General features: G+C 62.3%; 19 protein-coding genes. 7 read left to right on the top strand and 12 right to left on the bottom strand.

The features are described 5' to 3' along the window. The first annotated feature begins 50 nt into the window (after nt 1-50). The gene (gene gshB / locus AB1E34_RS02695; protein WP_372570801.1) at nt 51-983 is read left to right on the top strand and encodes a glutathione synthase; all 933 of its coding nucleotides are present in this window, start codon (nt 51-53) and stop codon (nt 981-983) included. Here gshB and AB1E34_RS02690 read toward each other — a convergent pair. From AB1E34_RS02690 to cobU, 4 genes are all read right to left on the bottom strand, one after another. Beyond that, entirely contained in the window at nt 980-2,494 is a 1,515-nt protein-coding gene (locus tag AB1E34_RS02690; RefSeq protein ID WP_372570800.1) for a YifB family Mg chelatase-like AAA ATPase, read from the bottom strand. The genes gshB and AB1E34_RS02690 overlap by 4 nt on opposite strands. 69 nt (nt 2,495-2,563) lie before the next feature. Further along, a complete protein-coding gene (locus AB1E34_RS02685) occupies nt 2,564-3,253 on the bottom strand; it encodes a glutathione S-transferase (RefSeq protein ID WP_372570799.1) in 690 nt (229 codons plus the stop codon). 60 nt (nt 3,254-3,313) lie between these two features. After that, a complete protein-coding gene (locus AB1E34_RS02680) occupies nt 3,314-3,892 on the bottom strand; it encodes a histidine phosphatase family protein (RefSeq protein WP_372570798.1) in 579 nt (192 codons plus the stop codon). Beyond that, nucleotides 3,889-4,410 (bottom strand): bifunctional adenosylcobinamide kinase/adenosylcobinamide-phosphate guanylyltransferase, encoded by a 522-nt coding sequence (cobU, locus tag AB1E34_RS02675; protein WP_372570797.1) that lies wholly within the window; start codon nt 4,408-4,410, stop codon nt 3,889-3,891. The genes AB1E34_RS02680 and cobU overlap by 4 nt, the downstream gene beginning before the upstream one ends. 101 nt (nt 4,411-4,511) lie before the next feature. On the opposite strand from cobU, the gene AB1E34_RS02670 reads away from it, so the two are divergent. From AB1E34_RS02670 to AB1E34_RS02645, 6 genes are all read left to right on the top strand, one after another. Further along, nucleotides 4,512-5,390, top strand: a complete 879-nt coding sequence (locus AB1E34_RS02670) for an RNA polymerase factor sigma-32 (RefSeq protein ID WP_372570796.1) — start codon at nt 4,512-4,514, stop codon at nt 5,388-5,390. Further along, nucleotides 5,387-6,208 (top strand): ChaN family lipoprotein, encoded by an 822-nt coding sequence (locus tag AB1E34_RS02665; protein ID WP_372570795.1) that lies wholly within the window; start codon nt 5,387-5,389, stop codon nt 6,206-6,208. The genes AB1E34_RS02670 and AB1E34_RS02665 overlap by 4 nt, the downstream gene beginning before the upstream one ends. An 80-nt stretch (nt 6,209-6,288) precedes the next feature. After that, on the top strand, nt 6,289-7,485 hold the full coding sequence (gene coaBC / locus AB1E34_RS02660; protein WP_372570794.1) for a bifunctional phosphopantothenoylcysteine decarboxylase/phosphopantothenate--cysteine ligase CoaBC: 1,197 nt from the start codon (nt 6,289-6,291) through the stop codon (nt 7,483-7,485). Between the two features lie 13 nt (nt 7,486-7,498). Continuing rightward, nucleotides 7,499-7,954 carry a dUTP diphosphatase gene (dut, locus tag AB1E34_RS02655; protein ID WP_372570793.1) on the top strand — a complete coding sequence of 152 codons (456 nt, stop codon included), beginning with the start codon at nt 7,499-7,501 and terminating at the stop codon, nt 7,952-7,954. Next, a complete protein-coding gene (locus AB1E34_RS02650) occupies nt 7,954-8,997 on the top strand; it encodes a HesA/MoeB/ThiF family protein (protein WP_372570792.1) in 1,044 nt (347 codons plus the stop codon). Before dut ends, AB1E34_RS02650 begins: the two co-directional genes overlap by 1 nt. Before the next feature lie 76 nt (nt 8,998-9,073). Further along, on the top strand, nt 9,074-11,089 hold the full coding sequence (locus AB1E34_RS02645; protein WP_372570791.1) for a M3 family metallopeptidase: 2,016 nt from the start codon (nt 9,074-9,076) through the stop codon (nt 11,087-11,089). A gap of 12 nt (nt 11,090-11,101) precedes the next feature. On the opposite strand, the gene AB1E34_RS02640 is transcribed toward AB1E34_RS02645, so the two are convergent. The 8 genes from AB1E34_RS02640 to AB1E34_RS02605 form a co-directional block, all read right to left on the bottom strand. After that, complete coding sequence (locus tag AB1E34_RS02640) at nt 11,102-12,034, bottom strand: 2-hydroxyacid dehydrogenase (RefSeq protein WP_372570790.1); 933 nt, start codon at nt 12,032-12,034, stop codon at nt 11,102-11,104. A 13-nt stretch (nt 12,035-12,047) separates the two neighbouring features. Beyond that, a complete protein-coding gene (rodA, locus tag AB1E34_RS02635; RefSeq protein ID WP_372570789.1) occupies nt 12,048-13,187 on the bottom strand; it encodes a rod shape-determining protein RodA in 1,140 nt (379 codons plus the stop codon). Next, nucleotides 13,184-15,130, bottom strand: coding sequence for a penicillin-binding protein 2 (gene mrdA / locus AB1E34_RS02630; protein ID WP_372570788.1), 1,947 nt, complete (start codon nt 15,128-15,130; stop codon nt 13,184-13,186). The genes rodA and mrdA overlap by 4 nt, the downstream gene beginning before the upstream one ends. Beyond that, entirely contained in the window at nt 15,127-15,666 is a 540-nt protein-coding gene (locus AB1E34_RS02625; RefSeq protein WP_372570787.1) for a rod shape-determining protein MreD, read from the bottom strand. The genes mrdA and AB1E34_RS02625 overlap by 4 nt, the downstream gene beginning before the upstream one ends. Continuing rightward, on the bottom strand, nt 15,659-16,570 hold the full coding sequence (gene mreC, locus AB1E34_RS02620) for a rod shape-determining protein MreC (protein WP_372570786.1): 912 nt from the start codon (nt 16,568-16,570) through the stop codon (nt 15,659-15,661). The genes AB1E34_RS02625 and mreC overlap by 8 nt, the downstream gene beginning before the upstream one ends. Before the next feature lie 79 nt (nt 16,571-16,649). Beyond that, on the bottom strand, nt 16,650-17,696 hold the full coding sequence (locus tag AB1E34_RS02615) for a rod shape-determining protein (RefSeq protein ID WP_249707463.1): 1,047 nt from the start codon (nt 17,694-17,696) through the stop codon (nt 16,650-16,652). 140 nt (nt 17,697-17,836) lie between these two features. Next, nucleotides 17,837-19,795 carry a bifunctional 2',3'-cyclic-nucleotide 2'-phosphodiesterase/3'-nucleotidase gene (locus AB1E34_RS02610; protein ID WP_372570785.1) on the bottom strand — a complete coding sequence of 653 codons (1,959 nt, stop codon included), beginning with the start codon at nt 19,793-19,795 and terminating at the stop codon, nt 17,837-17,839. Between the two features lie 197 nt (nt 19,796-19,992). Then, nucleotides 19,993-20,481 carry a hypothetical protein gene (locus AB1E34_RS02605; protein ID WP_372570784.1) on the bottom strand — a complete coding sequence of 163 codons (489 nt, stop codon included), beginning with the start codon at nt 20,479-20,481 and terminating at the stop codon, nt 19,993-19,995. Nucleotides 20,482-20,599: the final 118 nt, after the last annotated feature.

The raw sequence follows: 20,599 nt of genomic DNA, 5'->3' as shown, positions 1-20,599 counted from the left end.
ACCTGCCGCCCGGCTGCGCCATGTAGCGGGCAGATCATGAGGAGCGCGCCATGAAAATCGCCTTTCAGATGGACCCGATCGGGGACGTCGACATCAACGCCGACAGTTCCTTTCGCCTCGCCGAAGAAGCGCAGGCGCGCGGCCATTCGCTGTTTTTCTACAGCCCCGACAAGCTGGCTTATCAAGAAGGTCGCATCACCGCGCATGGTCAGGATATGAGCGTGCAGCGCGTCGCGGGTGATCCTGCGGTGCTGGGACCCGAGCGCGAGGTCGATCTGGCGGAATTTGACGTGATCTGGCTGCGCCAGGACCCGCCCTTTGACATGCATTACATCACATCTACCCATCTGCTGGACCGGCTCAAGGAGCAGGCGCTGGTCGTCAATGACCCGTTCTGGGTGCGCAACTATCCCGAAAAACTGCTGGTGCTGGATTTCCCGGACCTGACACCGCCCACGACCATTGCTCGCGATCTCGACACGATCAAGGCGTTCAAGGCCAAACATGGCGATGTCATCCTCAAGCCGCTTTATGGCAATGGCGGCGCAGGCGTGTTCCGTCTGGACGCGAATGATCGTAACCTGAGCTCGCTGCACGAGCTTTTCACCGGGTTCAGCCGCGAGCCGCTGATCGTGCAGAAATTCCTGCCCGATGTCAGCAATGGCGACAAGCGGGTGATCCTTGTGGATGGTGAACCGGTGGGGGCGATCAACCGGGTGCCTGCGGCGGGCGAGACCCGCTCGAACATGCATGTGGGCGGTCGGCCGGAAAAGATCGGCCTCAGCGAGCGCGATCTGGAGATTTGCGCCGCGATCGGGCCCCTGCTCAAGGAAAAGGGGCAGATTTTTGTGGGCATCGACGTGATCGGGGACTATCTGACCGAGATCAACGTGACCTCACCCACCGGTATTCAGGAACTTGAGCGCTTTGACGGTGTCAATATCGCCGAGAAAATCTGGCGGGCCATCGAAGCGCGACTCTAGGCTGCGACTCGTGCTGAAATCCGAAAGCTGAGCGCCTCGGCCACATGCGTGCGGCGCACATGTTCCGAGCCGTCCAGATCAGCGATGGTGCGGGCCACGCGCAATACCCGGTGATAGGCGCGGGCGGACAGGCCAAACCGGTCGGCGGCGTTCAGCAGCATCTGCTTGCCTTCGGCATCTGGCGTGGCGATCTCTTCCAACACGCCGCCTTCCGCGTCGGCGTTCTGGCGCAACCCGTCGTGGGACGCGAAACGGGTGGCTTGAATCTCGCGCGCGGTAGCGATCCGAGCGGCGACCTGGGCAGAACTGTCACCACTCGGCGGCAGATCGAGATCGGCAAAGCCGACCGGTGGTACCTCAAGCCGCAGATCGAACCGGTCCATCAGCGGGCCCGAGATCCGGCCAAGATAATCCTCACCGCAAATGGGCGCGCGTGAGCAGGCGCGGGAGGCATCGGCCAGATGCCCACACTTGCAGGGGTTGGCGGCGGCCACCAGCATAAAGCGGCAGGGGTATTTCACATGTGCATTGGCACGGGCGACCATCACCTCGCCGGTTTCGATGGGCTGGCGCAGGGTTTCCAGCACGGTGCGCGGAAACTCGGGGAACTCATCCATGAAGAGGACGCCGTTATGGGCCAGTGAGATCTCGCCCGGTTTGGCACCTTTTCCGCCTCCGACAATCGCTGCCATCGAGGCGGTGTGATGGGGTTCGCGAAACGGGCGCGTGCGGCTGATTCCGCCTTCGTCAAGCAATCCGCAAAGCGACTGGATCATCGAGGTTTCCAGCGCCTCAACTGCCGTCAGCGGTGGCAGGAGGCCCGGCAGGCGCGCGGCCAGCATGGATTTCCCAGAGCCCGGCGAGCCGATCATGATCAGATGATGGCGTCCAGCAGCGGCGATCTCAAGCGCGCGTTTGGCGCGTTCCTGGCCCTTGACGTCGCGCAGGTCGCGCTGAGCATCAGGTTGCGTCACCTCCCCCGGTATCGCGGGGGCCAGCGGGGCTTGGCCGGTATAGTGCCGTACAACGGCGGCCAACGTATCCGCGCCGATGACTTGCGTAGCGCCAACCCAAGCGGCCTCAGCGCTTGAGGCTTTGGGGCAGAGCAGCGTGCGCTCCTCTTCGGCGGCGGTCATCGCCGAGGGCAGCGCGCCGACCACCGGGACCAGAGAGCCGTCCAGGGACAGCTCTCCCAATGCGAGCGTGGTCTCGGCGGCATCTGCGGGGACGATGTCCAGCGCGGCCAGTAGGGCAAGCGCGATGGGCAGATCGAAATGGCTGCCCTCCTTGGGCAGATCAGCTGGCGACAGGTTGATGGTGATCCGTTTCGAGGGCAGTGCGATGGCCATGGCGCTGAGTGCGCTGCGGACCCGGTCGCGCGCTTCGGAGACCGCCTTGTCCGGCAGGCCCACCACCGAAAAGGCAGGCAGGCCGGGTGTGACGGCGCATTGAACCTCGACGGGGCGAGCCTCGACCCCTTGAAAGGCGACAGTATAGGTGTGCGCGACCATGTTTCCCCACTTGGTTAACAAGGGATTGCTAGCGCGGGCATGGTTTAAGTTCGGTTAACGCAGACTCAATCAGGAGAGGGGCCAGGGGCCGGTCTCGGCATTGATCGGGTAAGGGAAGTGGTCGTATTTGATCTCATCGCACAAGGCCTGATCGCGCCAGTGTTGAACGGCCGGGTCCCTCAGCAACTCCTCGCAATAGCTCCGATTCTGGTTCGAGACCGGCAGCCCATAGCCCACAATGCGCGCCGCAACGGGCGTGTAGAAGATATCGGCCAGCGAGTATTCTCCAAACAACGCGCCGGACTGCGCGCCCGATACCCCGCGGGCATGCGCCCAAAGCGTTTCGATCCGGTGCAGATCAGACAGGGTTTCGCTGGAGGCTTGAAAACCCTTGTAAAACTGCAGCAACTGCATCGGGCATTCTGCCCTCAGGCTGGCATAGCCGCTGGCCATTTCGGCGCACATCCAGCGCGCGGTGGCCCGCGCGGCTGCCTCTGTTGGCCACAACCCGGCCTTGGGGTGCCGCTCGGCCAGTGTCTCGGCCATGGCAAGGCTTTCGCCGACCACGGTGCCATCCGGCACCCGCATGCAGGGCACAAGGCGGGCGGGGGCGATATCCTGCAAGCCCTCGGCCAGATTGCCCGAGAACAGCTCGGTCATATGGGTGCGGCAGGGGATGTTGAATTTCTCGAACATCAGCCAGCCCCGGAGGGACCAGCTAGAGAACAGGCGGTCGCCGATATAAAGGTCATATGTCATGGCGCGCAGTCTAGACGCGCGCCGGAGCACCGGTAAAACGCTGAATTGTGCGCGGGGCCATCACGGGAGGTGATTGATACGGCCCACTGTCCAGCCAGTGGCGGCATGGGTCAGCTCGGTCACCGACAGGTTGTCGATCCGATGCCCAAAGGCCTCTTCCGCGCTCAGCCGCGATGCCCGCTGCACCTGTGTCAGGATCACGCCGAAATGTGCCACGACGATCAGGTCCCGCCCGGTATTGGCAGCGATCAGGCGGTCGATGGCGGCATCGACGCGGGCGCAGACATCGTTCCAGCTTTCGCCATTTGGCGGGCGCACATCGCCGGGCTGCTCCCAATAGGCGCGGATGCGCTCAGGGTCTTCGGCCTCGATCTCGGCAAAGGCACGCAGTTCCCAGTCACCGAAATGGATTTCCCGCAAGGCCTCGTCGTGGGGCAGACGGGTGCGCCCGGTTTCAACGGCTGACGCGGTGTCGACCGCGCGGATCAGGTCCGAGGAGATCACCAGAGCCCCGCCCGGCAAATGGGCCGACAGACGCGCGACGGCCGCCGTGTCGCTCAGATCTGCGGGCAGGTCGGACCAACCCACCATGGTTTTGGCATGGGTCGGACCATGGCGGACCATATGCAGCCGGGTCATGGCAGCGCCCCTTTCAGAACCTGCGGCAGACCCGCGATAACTTGCACGACCAGATCGGCCTCAGCCGCCAGGGCGATGTTCAATCGTCCCTGCGCCTCGCGAAACTGCCGCGCCAGCGCGTTATCGGGCACGATCCCGTGCCCCACCTCGTTCGATACGATCACCACATCCGCCGCGCAATTGCGAAATGCGGCCAGCAACTGCGCCTGTTGGGCCATAAGATCGTGTTCCGCCAGCAGATGGTTGCTGAGCCACATGGTCGCGCAATCGATCAGGCACAAATCCCCTTGTGAACAGCCGCGCAGAGCGGGCGCGAGGTCAAAGGGGGCCTCAATCGTGGTCCATCCGGTGCCGCGCTGCGTGATGTGGCGGTCGATCTTGGTGCGCATCTCATCATCAAACACTTGTGATGTCGCGACGTAAAACCTGTTTTTACCTGATTTAACAGAAAGTTGCTCGGCAAAAACCGACTTTCCCGAGGCCGCGCCCCCCAGAACCAGGCTGTATTTCGGAAACAAGTTCTTACCTCAGAAATGATCCATATGCCGCGACCCTGCGTATCTAAGTCAACTGAGCAAAACAAGCGCCCGCGGTAAGGCCCACATTCTGGGAGGACTGAATGCCACTGGACACTTCGAACGACATGTCGATGTCGCGTCAGGCGATGAAGGCAGAGCTTCTGGATGCCGAGACCGAATTGCGCCTTGCTTATGCCTGGCGGGATGAGCGCGACGAACAAGCGCTTCACCGGCTGATCACGGCTTACATGCGGCTGGCGATCTCCATGGCGGCCAAGTTCAAACGCTATGGCGCGCCGATGAATGACCTGATTCAGGAGGCCGGGCTTGGCCTAATGAAAGCCGCCGACAAGTTTGATCCTGATCGCGGCGTGCGTTTTTCGACCTATGCGGTCTGGTGGATCAAGGCCTCGATACAAGATTACGTGATGCGCAACTGGTCGATGGTACGTACCGGCTCAACCTCGTCGCAGAAATCGCTTTTCTTCAACATGCGTCGGGTTCAGGCGCGGTTGGAGCGCGAGGCCGCCTCGGATGGTATCGCGCTGGACCGGCATCAGTTGCACGAGAAGATCGCCTCTGAAATCGGGGTGCCGCTGCGCGATGTCGAGATGATGGATGGCAGGCTGGCGGGGTCCGACTTTTCGCTCAATGCGGTGCAGGCTGCCGATGAAGACGGTCGGGAGTGGATTGACGCGCTGGAGGATGATGGCGAGCAGGCGGCCGAGACGATTGAACATCGTCATGACACTGAACAATTGCGCGAGTGGTTGCTGACCGCGATGCAGCGTCTGAACCAGCGGGAACGTTTCATCGTGCGCGAGCGCAAGCTGCGCGATGTGCCCCGGACGCTGGAAAGTCTGGGTCGGGAACTGGGCCTGTCCAAGGAACGTATCCGCCAGTTGGAGGCCGCAGCCTTCCAGAAGATGCGCAAGAGCCTTGAAGCGCAGTCGCGAGAGGTGCAAGACTTGCTGGCATGAGACATGCTTTTGTTTGGCTTGTTGCCGCCACCGTGATTCTGGCCGCCCCGTTTCGGGCGGCTTTTGCGTCTGAGCTGATCCCGGCAGACATTTTAGCGCAGATGAAACAGGCTGACGTGGTGATCCTGGGCGAGTTCCACGACAATCCACGCCATCACCAGATTCAGGCCGAGGCGGTGCGCGCATTGCAGCCCAAAGCCGTGGTCTGGGAAATGCTGACCGAAGAGGCTGCGGCGCGGGTGAACCGCAACCTCATTTCCGATGAATACAAGCTGGCGCTTGAGTTGAAATGGGCTGAGTTGGGGTGGCCCCCGCTGGAGATGTATCTGGATATTTTCCGCGCCGCCCCCGACGCGCCGCTGCATGGGGCCTTGGTGCCGCGCGCCGCAGCGCGAAGCGCGATGGAGCGTGGTGCGGCTGTGGCTTTGGGCGCAGATGCCGCGCGCTATGGTCTGACTATCCCTCTGCCTGCCGATGAGCAGGCCGCAAGGATCGCCGACCAGCATGCGGCCCATTGCGAGGCGCTGCCCGAAGATATGCTGCCGCAGATGGTCGAGGTGCAGCGCCTGCGCGACGCGGTGCTGGCCCGCACCACACTTGAGGCGTTGGGCGAGGATGGCGCGCCCGTTGCGGTGATCACCGGCAATGGGCACGCGCGCAAGGATTACGGCATCCCGGTCTATCTCGCCCGCAGGCGGCCCGGTGTGAAGGTCTTTGTTCTGGGGCAATCCGAGGATGGCAAACTCCAGGGCGAGTTTGATGCGGTGATCGACAGCCCTGCCGCCGAGCGCGAGGATCCCTGCAAGGCGTTCGAGTGATCTTGCCCCTCGATTCGGCACTGGCGGATTTCGGATCGCTTGCCTAGTGTTGGCGCACTCTTCGAACCGCGAGGGCCGTGATGCTGGCATCCAAGAAAATCCTGCTGATCATCGGGGGCGGTATCGCCGCCTATAAGGTGCTCGAACTGATCCGGCGCCTGCGCGAGCGCAGTGCTTCGGTAACGCCGGTGCTGACTCGTGCGGCTGAGGAGTTTGTCACGCCTCTGTCGCTATCGGCTTTGGCGGGCGAAAAGGTCTATCGCGATCTCTTTGATCTGACAGATGAGGCCGAAATGGGCCATATCCAGCTGTCGCGCTCGGCCGATCTGGTGGTGGTGGCCCCGGCAACGGCTGATCTGATGGCCAAGATGGCTGGCGGGCTGGCCAATGATCTGGCCTCGACCCTGCTTTTGGCCACCGATACGCCCGTGCTGATCGCACCTGCGATGAATGTGCGGATGTGGGATCACCCGGCCACGGTTCGGAACCGGGCGCAACTGGCCGCCGACGGCATCCGTTTTGTTGGACCGAATGAGGGTGACATGGCCTGCGGCGAATACGGGCCGGGGCGGATGGCGGAACCGGCGGAAATACTCGCGGCGATCGACAGCCAACTGGGCGACAAGCCGCTGGCGGGCAAACGTATCCTTGTCACCTCTGGCCCCACCCATGAACCGATTGATCCGGTGCGCTATATCGCCAACCGATCTTCGGGGGCGCAGGGCACAGCAGTGGCGCGTGCATTGGCCGCGCTGGGCGCCGAGGTGGTGTTTGTCACCGGCCCTGCAGATGTCCCCCCACCCGCAGGGGTCGAAGTGATCCGGGTCGAAACGGCGCGCAACATGGCCTCGGTGGTTCAGGCCGCACTACCTGTCGATGCCGGTGTCTTTGCCGCTGCCGTGGCCGACTGGCGGGTGACCAGCGCCTCTGACCGCAAGCTCAAGAAAACCCGCGATGGCGTTCCCGCGCTGGAATTTGCGGAAAACCCCGACATCCTCAAGACCGTCTCGCATCTGGACAAGGATCGGCCGCCGCTGGTCGTGGGGTTCGCGGCAGAAACCGAAGATGTGGTTGCAAATGCCACCTCCAAACGGACGCGCAAGGGCTGTGACTGGATTGTGGCCAATGATGTCAGCCCGGCGACCGGCATCATGGGTGGGCAGGAAAACGCGGTGATCCTGATTTCCGATGACGGCGCCGAGGAATGGCCGCGCATGCCGAAAGAAGAAGTGGCCGTGAAACTCGCGCGCCGCATCGCAGATGCGCTGATCGACTGACGGAGAGAGAGTGATGGTATCCATTCGGGTGATCCGCGAAGAGGGGGCAGACCCCTCGATCCCCTTGCCCAGCTACGAAACCCCCGGCTCGGCCGGGGCGGATGTCCGCGCCAGCCTGCCTGATCGCGGATCGATGGTGCTGGAGCCCGGCTCGCGGGCGCTGGTGCCTACGGGCTTGCGGGTCGAGATCCCGCCAGGCTACGAGATTCAGGTCCGTCCGCGCTCGGGTCTGGCCTTGAAACACGGCATCACCCTGCCCAATACGCCCGGAACCATCGATAGCGATTATCGTGGCCCGTTGGGTGTGATCATGATGAATGCCGGGACCGAAGCGGTCGAAATCACCCATGGCGACCGGATCGCACAGCTTGTGGTGGCCCCGGTTGTGCAGGCGCGGTTCGATCTGGCGGATGGCCTGTCCGACACCGCGCGCGGCGCGGGCGGGTTCGGGTCGACAGGGACCACCTGATGCTGCTGGTTTTTGTGCTTGCTGCGGCGTTGTGGGGTCTCGGCTGGATGCTGGATGTGCCCCGGCGGAGCCGTATCCAGGTGGTGGCTGGACTATTCCTGATCGTACTCTGCCTTCAGCTTCTTCTGCCGGACGGGCACCCGGTACGCGAGATGACGGGCAAATCGCCCGCGCTCTGGTTGCTGCTTGCAGGGTTTGGTGTTCTGGCGGTGATCTACGGGCGGTTCGTTTCGGGCATGCGGGCTCGGGTGCAATCGGGGGAACCCGAGACAGCTGCAAAACCCAAGGGCACATTCTCAGATACGGAACTGGAGCGCTATGCCCGCCATATCGTGCTGCGAGAATTGGGTGGGCCAGGGCAGAAGCGGCTGAAACAGGCGCGCGTCCTGGTGATTGGCGCAGGCGGGCTGGGGGCCCCGGTGCTGCAATATCTGGCAGCGGCCGGGGTTGGGACCATCGGTGTGATCGACGATGACGAGGTGGAAAACGCCAACCTGCAGAGGCAGGTGATCCACCGGGACGCTGATATCGGCATGCCCAAGGTATTTTCGGCCCAACAGGCGATGGAGGCGCAGAACCCCAACGTGGGGGTGCGCCCCTATCACCGCCGCCTGACCGAAGAGATCGCCGCAGAGCTCTTTGCGGATTACGATCTGATCCTTGATGGCACCGACAATTTCGACACACGCTATCTGGCGAACCGGATGGCCGTGGCACAGAAAAAGCCCCTGATCTCAGGCGCGCTGTCGCAATGGGAAGGGCAGATCAGCGTGTTTGATCCGCATTTCGCAGGCCCTTGTTACCAGTGCATTTTCCCCGAGGCCCCCGCACCCGGTCTGGCCCCGTCTTGTTCCGAGGCGGGCGTGATCGGGCCTTTGCCCGGCGTCATCGGCTCGATGATGGCGCTGGAGGCGATCAAGGTGGTTACCGGCGCGGGTGCCCCCCTGCGGGGCGAGATGCTTATTTATGACGGGCTCTATGGCGAGACCCGCAAGATCGCGCTGAAGAAACGAGAGGATTGTCCGATCTGCGGTGCGGTCTGAGCCCTAGCGCCTTTTTGCGCCCCGCTCTGGACCATCCTCAAACGCGCCCCTAGCTTGTCCCGCAAAGGAGACACGTATGACCAACCCGATCCTCGCCGACTGGACCACGCCCTTTGCAGTCGCACCGTTTGACACGATCTCGGATGACGACTTTGCCCCCGCGCTGGAGCGCGCGCTTGCGACGCATAATGCAGAGATCGACCGCATTGCCAGCACCGCTGAACCCCCCGATTTCGCCAATACCGTAGAGGCGATGGAAGCGGCGGGGGCGGATCTGGACAAGGTGCTGTCGGTCTTCTTCACGGTTGCGGGTGCGGATAGCAACCCGGCTCGAGAGGCGTTGCAGCGTGATTTCTCGCCCCGTCTGGCCGCGCATTTTGCCGAGATTTCGGGCAATAAACCCCTTTTCCGACGCATTGCCGCCGTTTGGCAGGCCCGCGACAGTCTGGACCTGAGCGACGAGCAGCAAAGGGTGCTTATGCTGACCCATCGCAGCTTTGTCCGCGCCGGCGCGGCGTTAGAAGGCGACGCCGAGCTGCGGATGAAAGAGATCAAGGGGCGGCTAGCCACGCTGGGCACCGGCTTTACCCAGAACCTGCTCGCAGATGAGCGGGGCTGGTTCATGGACCTGTCGGAAGAGGAGCTGGAAGGCTTGCCTGATTTCGTGGTCGAGGCCGCTCGTGCTGCGGGGGCCGAGAAAGAGGCCGCAGGCCCCGTTGTCACCCTGTCCCGCTCGCTGATCGTGCCGTTCCTGCAATTCTCGCCACGCCGCGATCTGCGCGAGAAAGCCTATCGCGCCTGGACCGCCCGCGGGGCCAATGGCGGGGACACTGACAATCGCGACATCGCTGCCGAAATTCTGACCCTGCGCGAGGAACGTGCGCGGTTGCTGGGCTATGACAGCTTCGCCGCCTACAAGCTGGAAACAGAGATGGCCCGAACGCCCGAGAGGGTGCGCGAGTTGCTGATGCAGGTCTGGACCCCGGCCAAGGCACAGGCCGATGCGGATGCGGAAAAGTTGACCGCGATGATGCAGGCTGACGGCGTCAACGGCCCGCTGGAGGCCTGGGACTGGCGCTACTATGCTGAGAAACGTCGCAAGGCCGAACATGATCTCGATGAGGCCGAGCTGAAGCCCTACCTGCAGCTCGACCGCATGATCGAGGCAGCCTTTACCTGCGCCAACCGTCTCTTCGGTCTGGAATTCGCGCCGCTGGATGTTGCGCTCTACCACCCTGACTGCCGGGCGTGGGAGGTGATGCGCGATGGCGCGCATGTGGCGGTATTCATCGGGGACTACTTTGCGCGCGGCTCAAAACGGTCCGGCGCGTGGTGCAGCGCGATGCGGTCGCAGGCGAAATTCCCTGAAACGCAGACGCCGGTGGTGATCAATGTGTGCAATTTCGCCAAGGGCGACCCTGCGCTGCTGAGCTATGACGATGCGCGCACGTTGTTTCACGAATTTGGCCATGCGCTGCACCAGATGTTGTCTGACGTCACCTATGAGAGCATCTCAGGCACCTCGGTGGCGCGCGATTTCGTGGAACTGCCCAGCCAGCTATACGAACACTGGCTGGAAGTGCCAGAAGTACTGGAAGAGTTTGCAACCCATGCCGAAACCGGTGCAGCCATGCCGCACGACATGCTCGACAAGGTGCTGGCGGCGGCGAATTTCGACATGGGGTTCCAGACGGTGGAATATGTGGCCTCGGCGCTGGTAGATCTGGCCTTCCATGAAGGCGCGGCACCGGCTGATCCGATGGCCCGGCAAGCCGAGGTTCTGGCCGGTATCGGCATGCCCGCTGCGATCGGCATGCGCCATGCCACACCGCATTTCGCCCATGTCTTTGCCGGCGATGGTTATAGCTCGGGCTATTACAGCTACATGTGGTCCGAAGTGATGGATGCCGATGCTTTCGCCGCGTTCGAGGAGGCAGGCGGCGCTTTCGACCCGGAACGGGCCAAAGCGCTTGAGGCGCATATCCTGTCCACCGGCGGCTCGAAAGAACCCGAAGAGCTTTACACCGCGTTCCGGGGCCGTTTGCCGGGGGTCGAGGCGCTGTTGAAGGGCCGAGGTCTGGTGGCGGCCTGAGACTGGGCAGGCCTAGTAGCCGTGATCGCGATCCACCAGATGCAGGAAGGGCTCGCCAGCTTCGCCACGCCGGATATTCTCGGCAATGATCTTGACTGCCGTCGCGGGCCGGGTTTCCGAGGCTATGTGTGGGGTGACCGTGACTTGGCTGTGTGCCCAATAGGGATGGTCAGGGGGCAGCGGTTCGGTGCGAAAAACATCCAGCGTGGCGTGTGCGATCTGGCCGCTGTCAAGCGCGGCCAGCAGCGCGTTGTCGTCGATCAGCGGGCCACGCCCGGGATTGATGATGATCGCCCCTCGCGGCAGCTTTGCCAGCGTATCAGCGTTGAGGATGTTGGTGGTCGCAGGGGTATCCGGCAGCAGCAGAACAAGGATCTCCGCACTGTCCAGCGCCTCCAGCAGACCGGTCTCGCCATCATAGCAGGTCACGCCGGGAATTGACTTGGCGGTGCGGCTCCAACCCGTGACGTTGAAGCCCAGGCTTGCCAGCGCTTCACCCGCTGCTTGCCCCAGTTCACCCAGGCCCAGCACGCAGACCGTGCGGTCTGGAGCAAGGGGTGGCACAAAACTGCGCCAGAGGCCTTCCTGCCCGGTGATGTGCAGATCCATACCCAGGTGATGGCGCAGCACATGGCCCACGACCCATTCCGTCATGCCTTGCCGCAGGCCTTGATCAACCATCCGCGCCAGCGGGACGGTTAGGGTCGGGTTGCCAACAATGCTCTCGACCCCGGCCCAGAGGCTCAGCACCGCCTTGAGCCTTGTATAGGGCGTGAAATCGCTGAGCCCGCCATTGGGGGCGTAGACGATATAGTCGACCTCGGCCGGATCAAACTCTGTGGCGAGGGTGAAGGTGATACCTGTCTCAGCGATCGCAGCCTGCAGATGGTCGCGATACTGTGGCCAGCGATCCGGATGGGCGGAAAACAGGATATTGACGCTCATCGCGGGGTCTTTCTTATCTTGCCCGATGAATATGGGCGCTTTGTACAAGGCCGAAAGCGGCCAGCAGGACCAGCATCGCCGAGCCGCCATAGCTGACCATTGGCAGCGGCACGCCCACAACCGGGGCCAGCCCCATCACCATCGACATGTTCACCGCAAAGAACAGGAAGAAATTCACCGCGATCCCCAGCGTGACCAGCGACGAGAACCGGTCGCGTGTGGCCAGCGCGGTGACCACGCAGAAGATGATGATCAGCGCATAAAGCGCCAGCAAAGAGAAACCGCCGACAAAGCCGAACTCCTCCGCCAGGGTGGTGAAGATGAAATCGGTGTGCTTTTCCGGCAGGAAGTTCAGCCGCGATTGGGTACCCTGCATAAAGCCGCGGCCAGACCAGCCGCCCGATCCCAGCGCGATCTTGGATTGGGTGATGTGATATCCCGCCCCAAGCGGATCGGTCGAGGGATCAAGGAAGGTGTCAATCCGTCGGTATTGGTAGTCTTTGAGCAATTGCCACTCGGTCCCACGGCTGTTGAACACCGCAAAGACCAGCCCGACGCCCGCTGCAATCACAGCGCCGAAATACGCCCAATGCACCCCGGCAAAGAACATCATCGCACCGCCTGCGGCCAGCAACAGGATCGCGGTACCCAGATCGGGCTGACGCAGCACCATGAAGGTGGGGAACAGGATCAGCAGAACCGGCAGAATGACCCAGATCGGCCGCGATGTGCGCTTGGCAGGCAGCCAGTCGTAATAGGCGGCCAGCAGCATCACCAGTGTGACCTTCATCAGTTCCGAGGGTTGCAGCCGCATAAAGCCCAGATCGATCCAGCGTTGTGCGCCCATGCCTACCGTGCCGAACAGTTCGACGGCAAACAGCAGCGCGATGGAGGTCAGGTAGGCCACCACAGACATATTGCGCCAGAACCAGATCGGCACCATCGCAATGACCATCATCACCGCCAACCCCAGCGCAAACCGCTTCATCTGCGGTTCGGCCCAAGGGGTAAAGGACCCGCCCGCGACTGAATAAAGCATCAGGAACCCGACCGAGGCGACGCTGATCAGCAGCAGCGTCAGCGGCCAGTTCATGAACAGGAACTTGCGCAACCCGGTGGGCGTCGATTTGATGTTATGTTCGAGATAACTCATGCGCGGTCGCTGCCGTCCGAGGGCGCGATACCGTCACGCATCTGATCCAGCCGTTCTTGTTGTTCCTTGATGCGCTCGCGGTCCTTGGAGGGATACGCTTCCAACGGAGGGTTGCCGTTGTAGAGCGCCTGCAGCATCACGTCGCGCGCCACCGGGGCCGCCGCCTTCGACCCGCCGCCGCCATGTTCGACTACCACCGCCACCGCGTATTTCGGCTTATCGAAAGGCGCGTAGCAGACAAACAGCGCGTGGTCGCGGCGTTCCCAGGGCAAGTCGCGGTTGCGGATCACGCCAGCGGCGCGCTCGGCCTTGGTGATGTTGCGAACCTGGCTGGTGCCGGTCTTGCCCGCCATGCGATAGCTGTCCTCGATGATGCGCGAGCCATAGGCCGTACCACGCCGGTCGTTCGAGACCGCATACATCGCGTTGCGGATGTAGCGCAGGTTGCGCTCGTTTATATCCAGCGGCTCGCCCGCACCCGAGGGTTGTTCGACCCCGTCGATGGATTTCACAAGCCGGGGCGTGACCGCGCGCCCTGTGGCGATGCGGGCTGACATCACGGCAAGTTGCAGCGGCGAGGCCAGCATGAAGCCCTGACCGATTGAGGCATTGGCCGTATCACCAACCAGCCAGCCCTCGCCATGCACACGCTCTTTCCAGGCCTGCGTGGGCGTCAGCCCGCTGCGCACGGCGGACATGGGCAGATCGTGTTTCACCCCCAGCCCCAACTTGTTTGCCATGGCCGAGATGTGGTCGATGCCGGTTTTCACCGCCACGTCGTAGTAGTAGACATCGCAGCTGCGTTTCAGTGACAGCAGCAGATCGACCGTGCCGTGACCGCCGCGTTTCCAGCAGTGGAAGCGGCGGTTGCCGACCTTGTGGAAGCCGGGACAATAGGAGGTATCGCCGGGACCCACGACGCCGGCCTCCAGTGCGGCCAGCGCGGTGACCATCTTGAAGGTCGAGCCGGGCGGGTAGGTGCCTTGCACCGACTTGTTGGCCAGCGGGCGGTACGGATCGTCGGTCAGGCGTTTGTAATCGGCAACCGAGATGCCGCGCACGAACAGGTTGGGATCGAAGCTGGGGGCTGAGACGATGGCCCGCAGGTCACCGGTTTCGCAGTCGATCACCACGGCGCTGGCGCTTTCGCCCTCCAACCTTGCCTGCACATATTGCTGCAGATCGCCATCGACCGACAGTTGCAGGTCGGCTCCGGCATCGCCCTCGCGGCGACTGAGTTCGCGCATGACGCGGCCCCCGGCATTCACCTCGACTCGTTTGGCGCCCGCGCGCCCGCGCAAGAGATCCTCGCGCTTGGCCTCAAGCCCCACCTTGCCGATCTGGAAGCGCGGGATGCGCAGCACCGGTTCGGGGTCCTCCATCTGGCTCAGGTCGTAATCGCTGACCGGGCCGACATAGCCGATCACATGGGCGAAATCGCCCTTTTGGGGGTAGTGACGCGCCAGCCCGACCTCGGGCGTGATGCCGGGCAGGGACGGGGCGTTGACCGCCACTTTCGAAATCTCCTCCCACGTGACCTGATCGGCCAGCGTGATGGGCAGAAAGGCGGGCGCGCGACGCATCTCGGCACGGGCGCGTTCCAGATCTTCGGGATCGAGATAGATCAGCGTGGACAGATCGCTGATCACCTTTTCGACGTCACCGGCATCCTCGCGCACGATGATGATCCGGTAGGAGGGCGAGTTCTGTCCCAGTATCTTGCCATTGCGGTCGAACAGTTGGCCCCGCGCCGGCGCGATCAGGCGGATGTTGATCCTATTTTCTTCGGCCAGCAGGCGGAACTCGTCCGCCTGATCGACCTGCATGTAGCGCATCCGCATCGCCAGCCCGCCGACAAAGGCGGCTTGCAATCCGCCCACAAAAAGCGCGCGGCGCGAGACCTGCCGATGGGTGTATTCCAGTTCCTTGGGATTGCGTTTCATGATCTGGCCCCCAGAGCATCCGCGTCGGACCGTTTCATCTTGCGCACCCCGAAAACAACCTGACTGATGACCACCGCAAGCGGGTAGAACAGGATTGTCAGCACCAGTTGCGACACCGACAGCGGCAGGGGTGGTGCGCCGATCTCGGTCAGACCCAGGATCGCCCGGTCGGCGGCGAAGATCGCGAACAGCACCCCGGCGACGGTGAGCCATTCGGTGGCGAAATTGGTCTCGCTGGTGGGTGTTGCTGCCCTGCCGCGCAAAAAGGCGCAACCCGCCACAACCATCGCCGCCAGCAGTCCGGGCGGTTTCTGCAACAGCAGATCGATCGTCAGCATGGCCGCCGCGACCAGCAGGGTCGGCACATAATCGGGCCGACGCATGACCCAGGCGAAGGTAAAGGCCACGAACAGATCGGGCGGCGCCAGATGGCGCGGGACGGTGTCCAGCGGCAGCAGGTGAAAGAACAGGATCACGATCATCAGCCCGCAATAGACAAGCCACATGAGCCAGGTGCGTGAAGAGAGGCTAGCCATCGGCTCCTCCTCCGCTCTCGGGCACCAGGGCGGTATCCGAGGGCCGCATCGGCCCGACAACGCCGCCGGGATCGGTGACCGGGTTGGTGCCCTGATGGCGCAGCACGCGCAGGAATTCCAGTCGCTCGTAATCCGCCGAAAGCCGCACACGCAACCGCCCCGCCGGATCCGCCGCAACCTGTCCGATCAGTAATCCGGCGGGAAAGACACCGCCATCGCCCGATGTGATGACCCGGTCGCCGGGGCGCACCAGCTCGCGATTTTCCAGAAAGTCCAGCACCGGCGCGGCGGAGTTGTCGCCCGCGATCAGCGCATTCTGCCCCGAGGGCTGGATCGTGGCGGGAATGGCGCTGGCCGCATCGGTCAGCAGGATCACCCGCGCGGTGTTCTGCCCCACGCCCGAGATCCGGCCAACCAGCCCGATCCCGTCCATCGCCGCCCAGCCATCGACGATCCCGTCACGCGCGCCCACGTTCAGCAACACGGATTGGCGAAAGGGCGAGCCGCTATCAGCCATAACCACGCCGGTGATATAGGTCAGGCGCGGGTCAAGGCGGACATTGTTCAGATCAAGCAGCCGGGCGTTTTCCTGCTCCAGCTGCAGCGCGGCCTCTTTCCAGGCGCGCATCCGCCGCAACTCGCTGCGCAACTCCTGGTTCTGTTCGCTCAGGCGCTGGTAGCTCTGGAAATCGCGCAACAGGTTGATGGTGGCGGTGACAGGCACCATCGCCCAATCCATCGAGGGCACCACCTTGTCGGTGACCTGCGCGCGAAATCGTTCCACGCGCGGGCTATCGATGCGCCAGACCAGAAACGTGCCGATCAGGCACAGCAGCACAACCCCCAACAGCAGACGCTTCAGGGGTCCCGAATAGTCTTCGTGCTGTGATCGGTCCTTGGCCACAAGGCTCCTCTCAGCGGGTTCCTACCGGCGCGGGCGAGCCCGAACGCAGTGAACTGTCCCCATAAGAAGGGTGCGCGCCTTAGCTGTCGTAGTCAATCGCGTGGCGCAGTTGCTTTTCGTATTCCAGCGCCTTGCCGGTCCCCAATGCAACACAGTTGAGGCTTTCATCGGCGATCGACACCGCCAGACCGGTCTGCTCGCGCAGCGCCAGATCCAGATCACCCAGCAAGGCACCGCCACCGGTCAGCATCACGCCGCGATCGACAATGTCGGCGGCCAGATCGGGGGGGGTGGTTTCCAGAGCGGTCATCACCGCCTCGCAGATCTGCTGCACCGGCTCGGCCAGCGCCTCGGCCACTTGGGCCTGGCTGATTTCGATTTCCTTGGGTACGCCGTTCAGCAGGTCACGGCCCCGAATCTGCATCGACTGGCCGCGCCCGTCATCGGGCATACGGGCGGTGCCGATGGTGGTCTTGATGCGCTCGGCAGTGGTTTCGCCGACCAGCAGGTTCTGCTGGCGGCGCAGGTAGTTCACGATGCCCTCATCCATCCGGTCGCCGCCGACGCGGACCGAGCGGGCATAAACGATGTCACCCAGCGACAGAACCGCGACTTCGGTGGTGCCGCCGCCGATATCGACGACCATGTTGCCGGTCGGGTCGGTGATCGGCATACCCGCACCAATGGCCGCTGCGATGGGCTCGGCGATCAGACCGGCGCGCCTTGCGCCCGCCGACATCACTGATTGGCGGATCGCGCGTTTTTCGACCGGGGTTGCCCCGTGGGGGACGCAGACAATGATCTTGGGTTTCGAGAAGGTCGAGCGTTTATGCACCTTGCGGATGAAGTGCTTGATCATCTCTTCGGCAGTGTCGAAATCAGCGATCACACCTTCGCGCATCGGGCGGATCGCCTCGATGCTGCCCGGGGTCCGGCCCAGCATCAGCTTGGCGTCTTCGCCGACGGCCAGCACCTTCTTGACGCCATCCTTGACGTGATAGGCCACCACCGAGGGTTCCGACAGGATAACCCCGCGCCCCTTGACGTAAACCAGCGTGTTCGCGGTCCCCAGATCGATGGCCATGTCCGACGAGAACAAGCCGCCAAGATTTCCAAACACCGACATATATGCGTGATCCTGTAGAGTGCTGCCCAGAGGTCCTGCGACTCTGATGATCGCAGGAATTTTTAACCTTATAGGCCTCTACAGGTGGTGGGGGAAGGGCCGAATCCGCCTGAATCAGCGCGATTCCGCCCTCCCTGACGTCAAAGAGCGATGCGGAAGCGGGCAAACCCTTCCGGGCCGTCACCCGCAGGCTCGATGGTGACACCTTGCACATCCTCGACATAATCACCCGCTTTGGGGCCGGTGTCGAACAGCACGCTGGTGCCGGGCAGGGGCGCGAAGGACCAGTTGGCATCCGCCCTGGGGCTGATGGTGCCTTTCTCGACAATATAGCGCACGATCACGTCGCGATTGGTGTCCGGCCCTTCGAAGACAATTGTGTCGCCCATCGCACCGGGGAACTTGCCGCCGCCGCCTGCGCGGTAGTTGTTGGTTGCGATGATGAACTGCGCCTGCGGGTCAACCGGCGCGCCGTTGAATTGCAGGTTCACGATACGGTTGGCGTCGGGGTTGATCACTTCGCCCTTGGGGTTGAATTTCGACGGCTGGCTGAGGTCTATCTGATAAGTCACACCGTCCATAACGTCAAAATTGTAGCTGGGGAACTCAGGATTCAGCAGAACCTGATCCGCTTTGCCCGCCTCGACCTGATTGAACATGCCCGCCGAGCGTTCCAGCCAGTCCTTGACCTGTGCGCCGCTGACCCGCACCGCGCGGGCGGTGTTGGGATAGAGGTAGAGGTCCGAGACATTCTTGATCGCCACATCGCCTTTGGGCACATCGGTGAAATATTCCGGCCCACCCCGGCCGCCGGCCTTGAAGGGGGCAGCGGCGGAAAGGATCGGCAGGCCCTCATGCTCAGTGCCCTTGAGCATCTGCTCAATATACCAGAGCTGCGCGATCGACACGATCTGAACTGACGGGTCATCGGCTACCAGCGCGAAATAGGAATGCAGCGGGGCGTCCGTCTTGCCGACCGCGCGGCGGACATAGGCCAGCGTCGCGTCATGATCCCCCTGCACGCTGTCCAGTACATCCTGCTGGCTGTCGACCAGCGCGGTGATGGAACGATCTTCGTTGCGCTTGGAAATCGGGCGCGCTTCGGTCGCATGGCTGACGATCTTCCACTCATTGCCGGAACGTTCCAGCATCAGGTCGATCAGACCCAGATGCGAGCCCCAGAACCCGCCCATTGCGGCAGGTTTGCCATGGATCGTGCCCTTGGCCACATCGACTGCCGCCATGCCGTCATAGTCCGATGAGGGGAAGACCCGGTGATGGTGCCCGGTCAGCACTGCGTCGATGCCCTCAACAGCCGCCAGCGGGACGGAAGCGTTTTCCATCCCGTCACTGTGGTCGGCCTCGCCAATCCCGGAATGGCTGAGCGCGATGATGATATCGGCGCCTTCTTCCTTCATCTGCGGCACATAGGCCTGCGCGGTGGCGACGATGTCGCGCGCCTGCACCTTGCCCTCAAGGTGGCGGCGGTCCCAGTTCATCACCTGCGGCGGGACGAAGCCGATCAGACCGACCTTGATCGGATGGGTTTCGCCGCTGCCATCGGTCAGCTGCTTTTCGAGAATCACATAGGGCTTGATCAGTGTCTTGTCCTTGGTCGGATCGCTGCCCATCTCCAGCGCCACATTGGCGCTGACCACCGGGAACGCGGCCCCCGCCAGAGACTTGGTCAGGAAATCGAGCCCATAGTTGAACTCGTGATTGCCCAGCGTCGAGGCATCAAAGCCCACCGTGTTCATGGCGGTGATGATCGGGTGGCTGTCGCCTTCCTTCATGCCCCGCTCATAAGCGATGTAATCGCCCATCGGGTTGCCCTGCAGGAAGTCGCCATTGTCGATCAGCATCGAGTTGGTGGCCTCGTCCCGGATCTCTTTGATGATCGAGGCGGTGCGGGCCAGCCCCACCGTGTCGCGCGGCTTGTCGGCATAATAGTCGTAGGGAAACACATGGACATGCAGGTCGGTGGTTTCCATCAACCGCAAATGCGCCTGATTGGCGGCGGCACGGGCTGAGAACGGATGGAGCGCGATGAAACCGGCAGTTCCAGCAAGGAAACCCCGGCGGGTGAGCGAAAGTGACATAGTATCTTCCCTGTGATTTCGTTGCAGAGCGGCAGCCTCTGCTCAGGTCGGAAGAGTAGCAGCCACGAGGCGGGAGCGATAGCGCCAACAGTTTTCTTGGGCGTGAAGATTTGGTGAGTGGTCGGAACACAAGGCTCTATAATGCGAGGTACCTGTTTTTGTGGACTTCGTCGCCGTTTGTGACGGGAAAATTAGTTTCAGGAATTGCTCACGCTGCTTGAGAAATACAGCACGAGCCAAATCTCTGGCGAGCGAAGCAAATAAAAGATCATTGAGCCATCAATCTCGCCATGTATTCCGACAAACCGTCTCGGTTTCATGAATTCACCGAAGTTTGCTATGTCATCTAGTCGATCCATGATTTTGAATGACAAGTATGATCGCATGTCTTGTGCAAGCTGTTCGTGGCTGACATGCGGCTTGACCAGTAAGAGTGAACTAATGTCTTGCTCTAGCTGACGAAACCCACCTTGAAAGCCCTCGTCTGACTTCAATGCCAATTCTGGCAAATGAGTAAAGCGAGATTGGATATCTGCCAAAACTTCGCTTTCATCGGATGCTTCAACACTAAATGCCTCCGCGAAGTTAGAACAGCAGTCTTGATTTAAAAAGCTTATGCCTTCCAAGAAGCCGCCAAGCGAAGCAATTTTAGCCACGTAGGCTGGTGAAAGTGATTTGTCGCTCATATGGCAAACTTAAAGGAAGCCTAAAAACTACCGCAACAAGGAACTCGCAGCGGGAGGTGAGGTCCGCAGGATATGCCTTGCGATGCTGGGGCAAGGCGGATGGTGGGTCCGCCTTGCC

It is taken from the genome of Ruegeria jejuensis, from assembly GCF_041537905.1.
GTDB lineage: Bacteria > Pseudomonadota > Alphaproteobacteria > Rhodobacterales > Rhodobacteraceae > Ruegeria_C.
This window is presented reverse-complemented; position numbering and strand designations above follow the sequence as displayed.

What these genes read in the sequence shown, in the direction of transcription:
- gshB (WP_372570801.1), top strand. Translation starts at nt 51, where the DNA reads ATGAAAATCGCCTTTCAGATGGACCCGATCGGGGACGTCGACATCAAC.
- AB1E34_RS02690 (WP_372570800.1), bottom strand. Translation starts at nt 2,494, where the DNA reads ATGGTCGCGCACACCTATACTGTCGCCTTTCAAGGGGTCGAGGCTCGC.
- AB1E34_RS02685 (WP_372570799.1), bottom strand. Translation starts at nt 3,253, where the DNA reads ATGACATATGACCTTTATATCGGCGACCGCCTGTTCTCTAGCTGGTCC.
- AB1E34_RS02680 (WP_372570798.1), bottom strand. Translation starts at nt 3,892, where the DNA reads ATGACCCGGCTGCATATGGTCCGCCATGGTCCGACCCATGCCAAAACC.
- AB1E34_RS02670 (WP_372570796.1), top strand. Translation starts at nt 4,512, where the DNA reads ATGCCACTGGACACTTCGAACGACATGTCGATGTCGCGTCAGGCGATG.
- AB1E34_RS02665 (WP_372570795.1), top strand. Translation starts at nt 5,387, where the DNA reads ATGAGACATGCTTTTGTTTGGCTTGTTGCCGCCACCGTGATTCTGGCC.
- coaBC (WP_372570794.1), top strand. Translation starts at nt 6,289, where the DNA reads ATGCTGGCATCCAAGAAAATCCTGCTGATCATCGGGGGCGGTATCGCC.
- dut (WP_372570793.1), top strand. Translation starts at nt 7,499, where the DNA reads ATGGTATCCATTCGGGTGATCCGCGAAGAGGGGGCAGACCCCTCGATC.
- AB1E34_RS02650 (WP_372570792.1), top strand. Translation starts at nt 7,954, where the DNA reads ATGCTGCTGGTTTTTGTGCTTGCTGCGGCGTTGTGGGGTCTCGGCTGG.
- AB1E34_RS02645 (WP_372570791.1), top strand. Translation starts at nt 9,074, where the DNA reads ATGACCAACCCGATCCTCGCCGACTGGACCACGCCCTTTGCAGTCGCA.
- AB1E34_RS02640 (WP_372570790.1), bottom strand. Translation starts at nt 12,034, where the DNA reads ATGAGCGTCAATATCCTGTTTTCCGCCCATCCGGATCGCTGGCCACAG.
- rodA (WP_372570789.1), bottom strand. Translation starts at nt 13,187, where the DNA reads ATGAGTTATCTCGAACATAACATCAAATCGACGCCCACCGGGTTGCGC.
- mrdA (WP_372570788.1), bottom strand. Translation starts at nt 15,130, where the DNA reads ATGAAACGCAATCCCAAGGAACTGGAATACACCCATCGGCAGGTCTCG.
- AB1E34_RS02625 (WP_372570787.1), bottom strand. Translation starts at nt 15,666, where the DNA reads ATGGCTAGCCTCTCTTCACGCACCTGGCTCATGTGGCTTGTCTATTGC.
- AB1E34_RS02615 (WP_249707463.1), bottom strand. Translation starts at nt 17,696, where the DNA reads ATGTCGGTGTTTGGAAATCTTGGCGGCTTGTTCTCGTCGGACATGGCC.
- AB1E34_RS02610 (WP_372570785.1), bottom strand. Translation starts at nt 19,795, where the DNA reads ATGTCACTTTCGCTCACCCGCCGGGGTTTCCTTGCTGGAACTGCCGGT.
- AB1E34_RS02605 (WP_372570784.1), bottom strand. Translation starts at nt 20,481, where the DNA reads ATGAGCGACAAATCACTTTCACCAGCCTACGTGGCTAAAATTGCTTCG.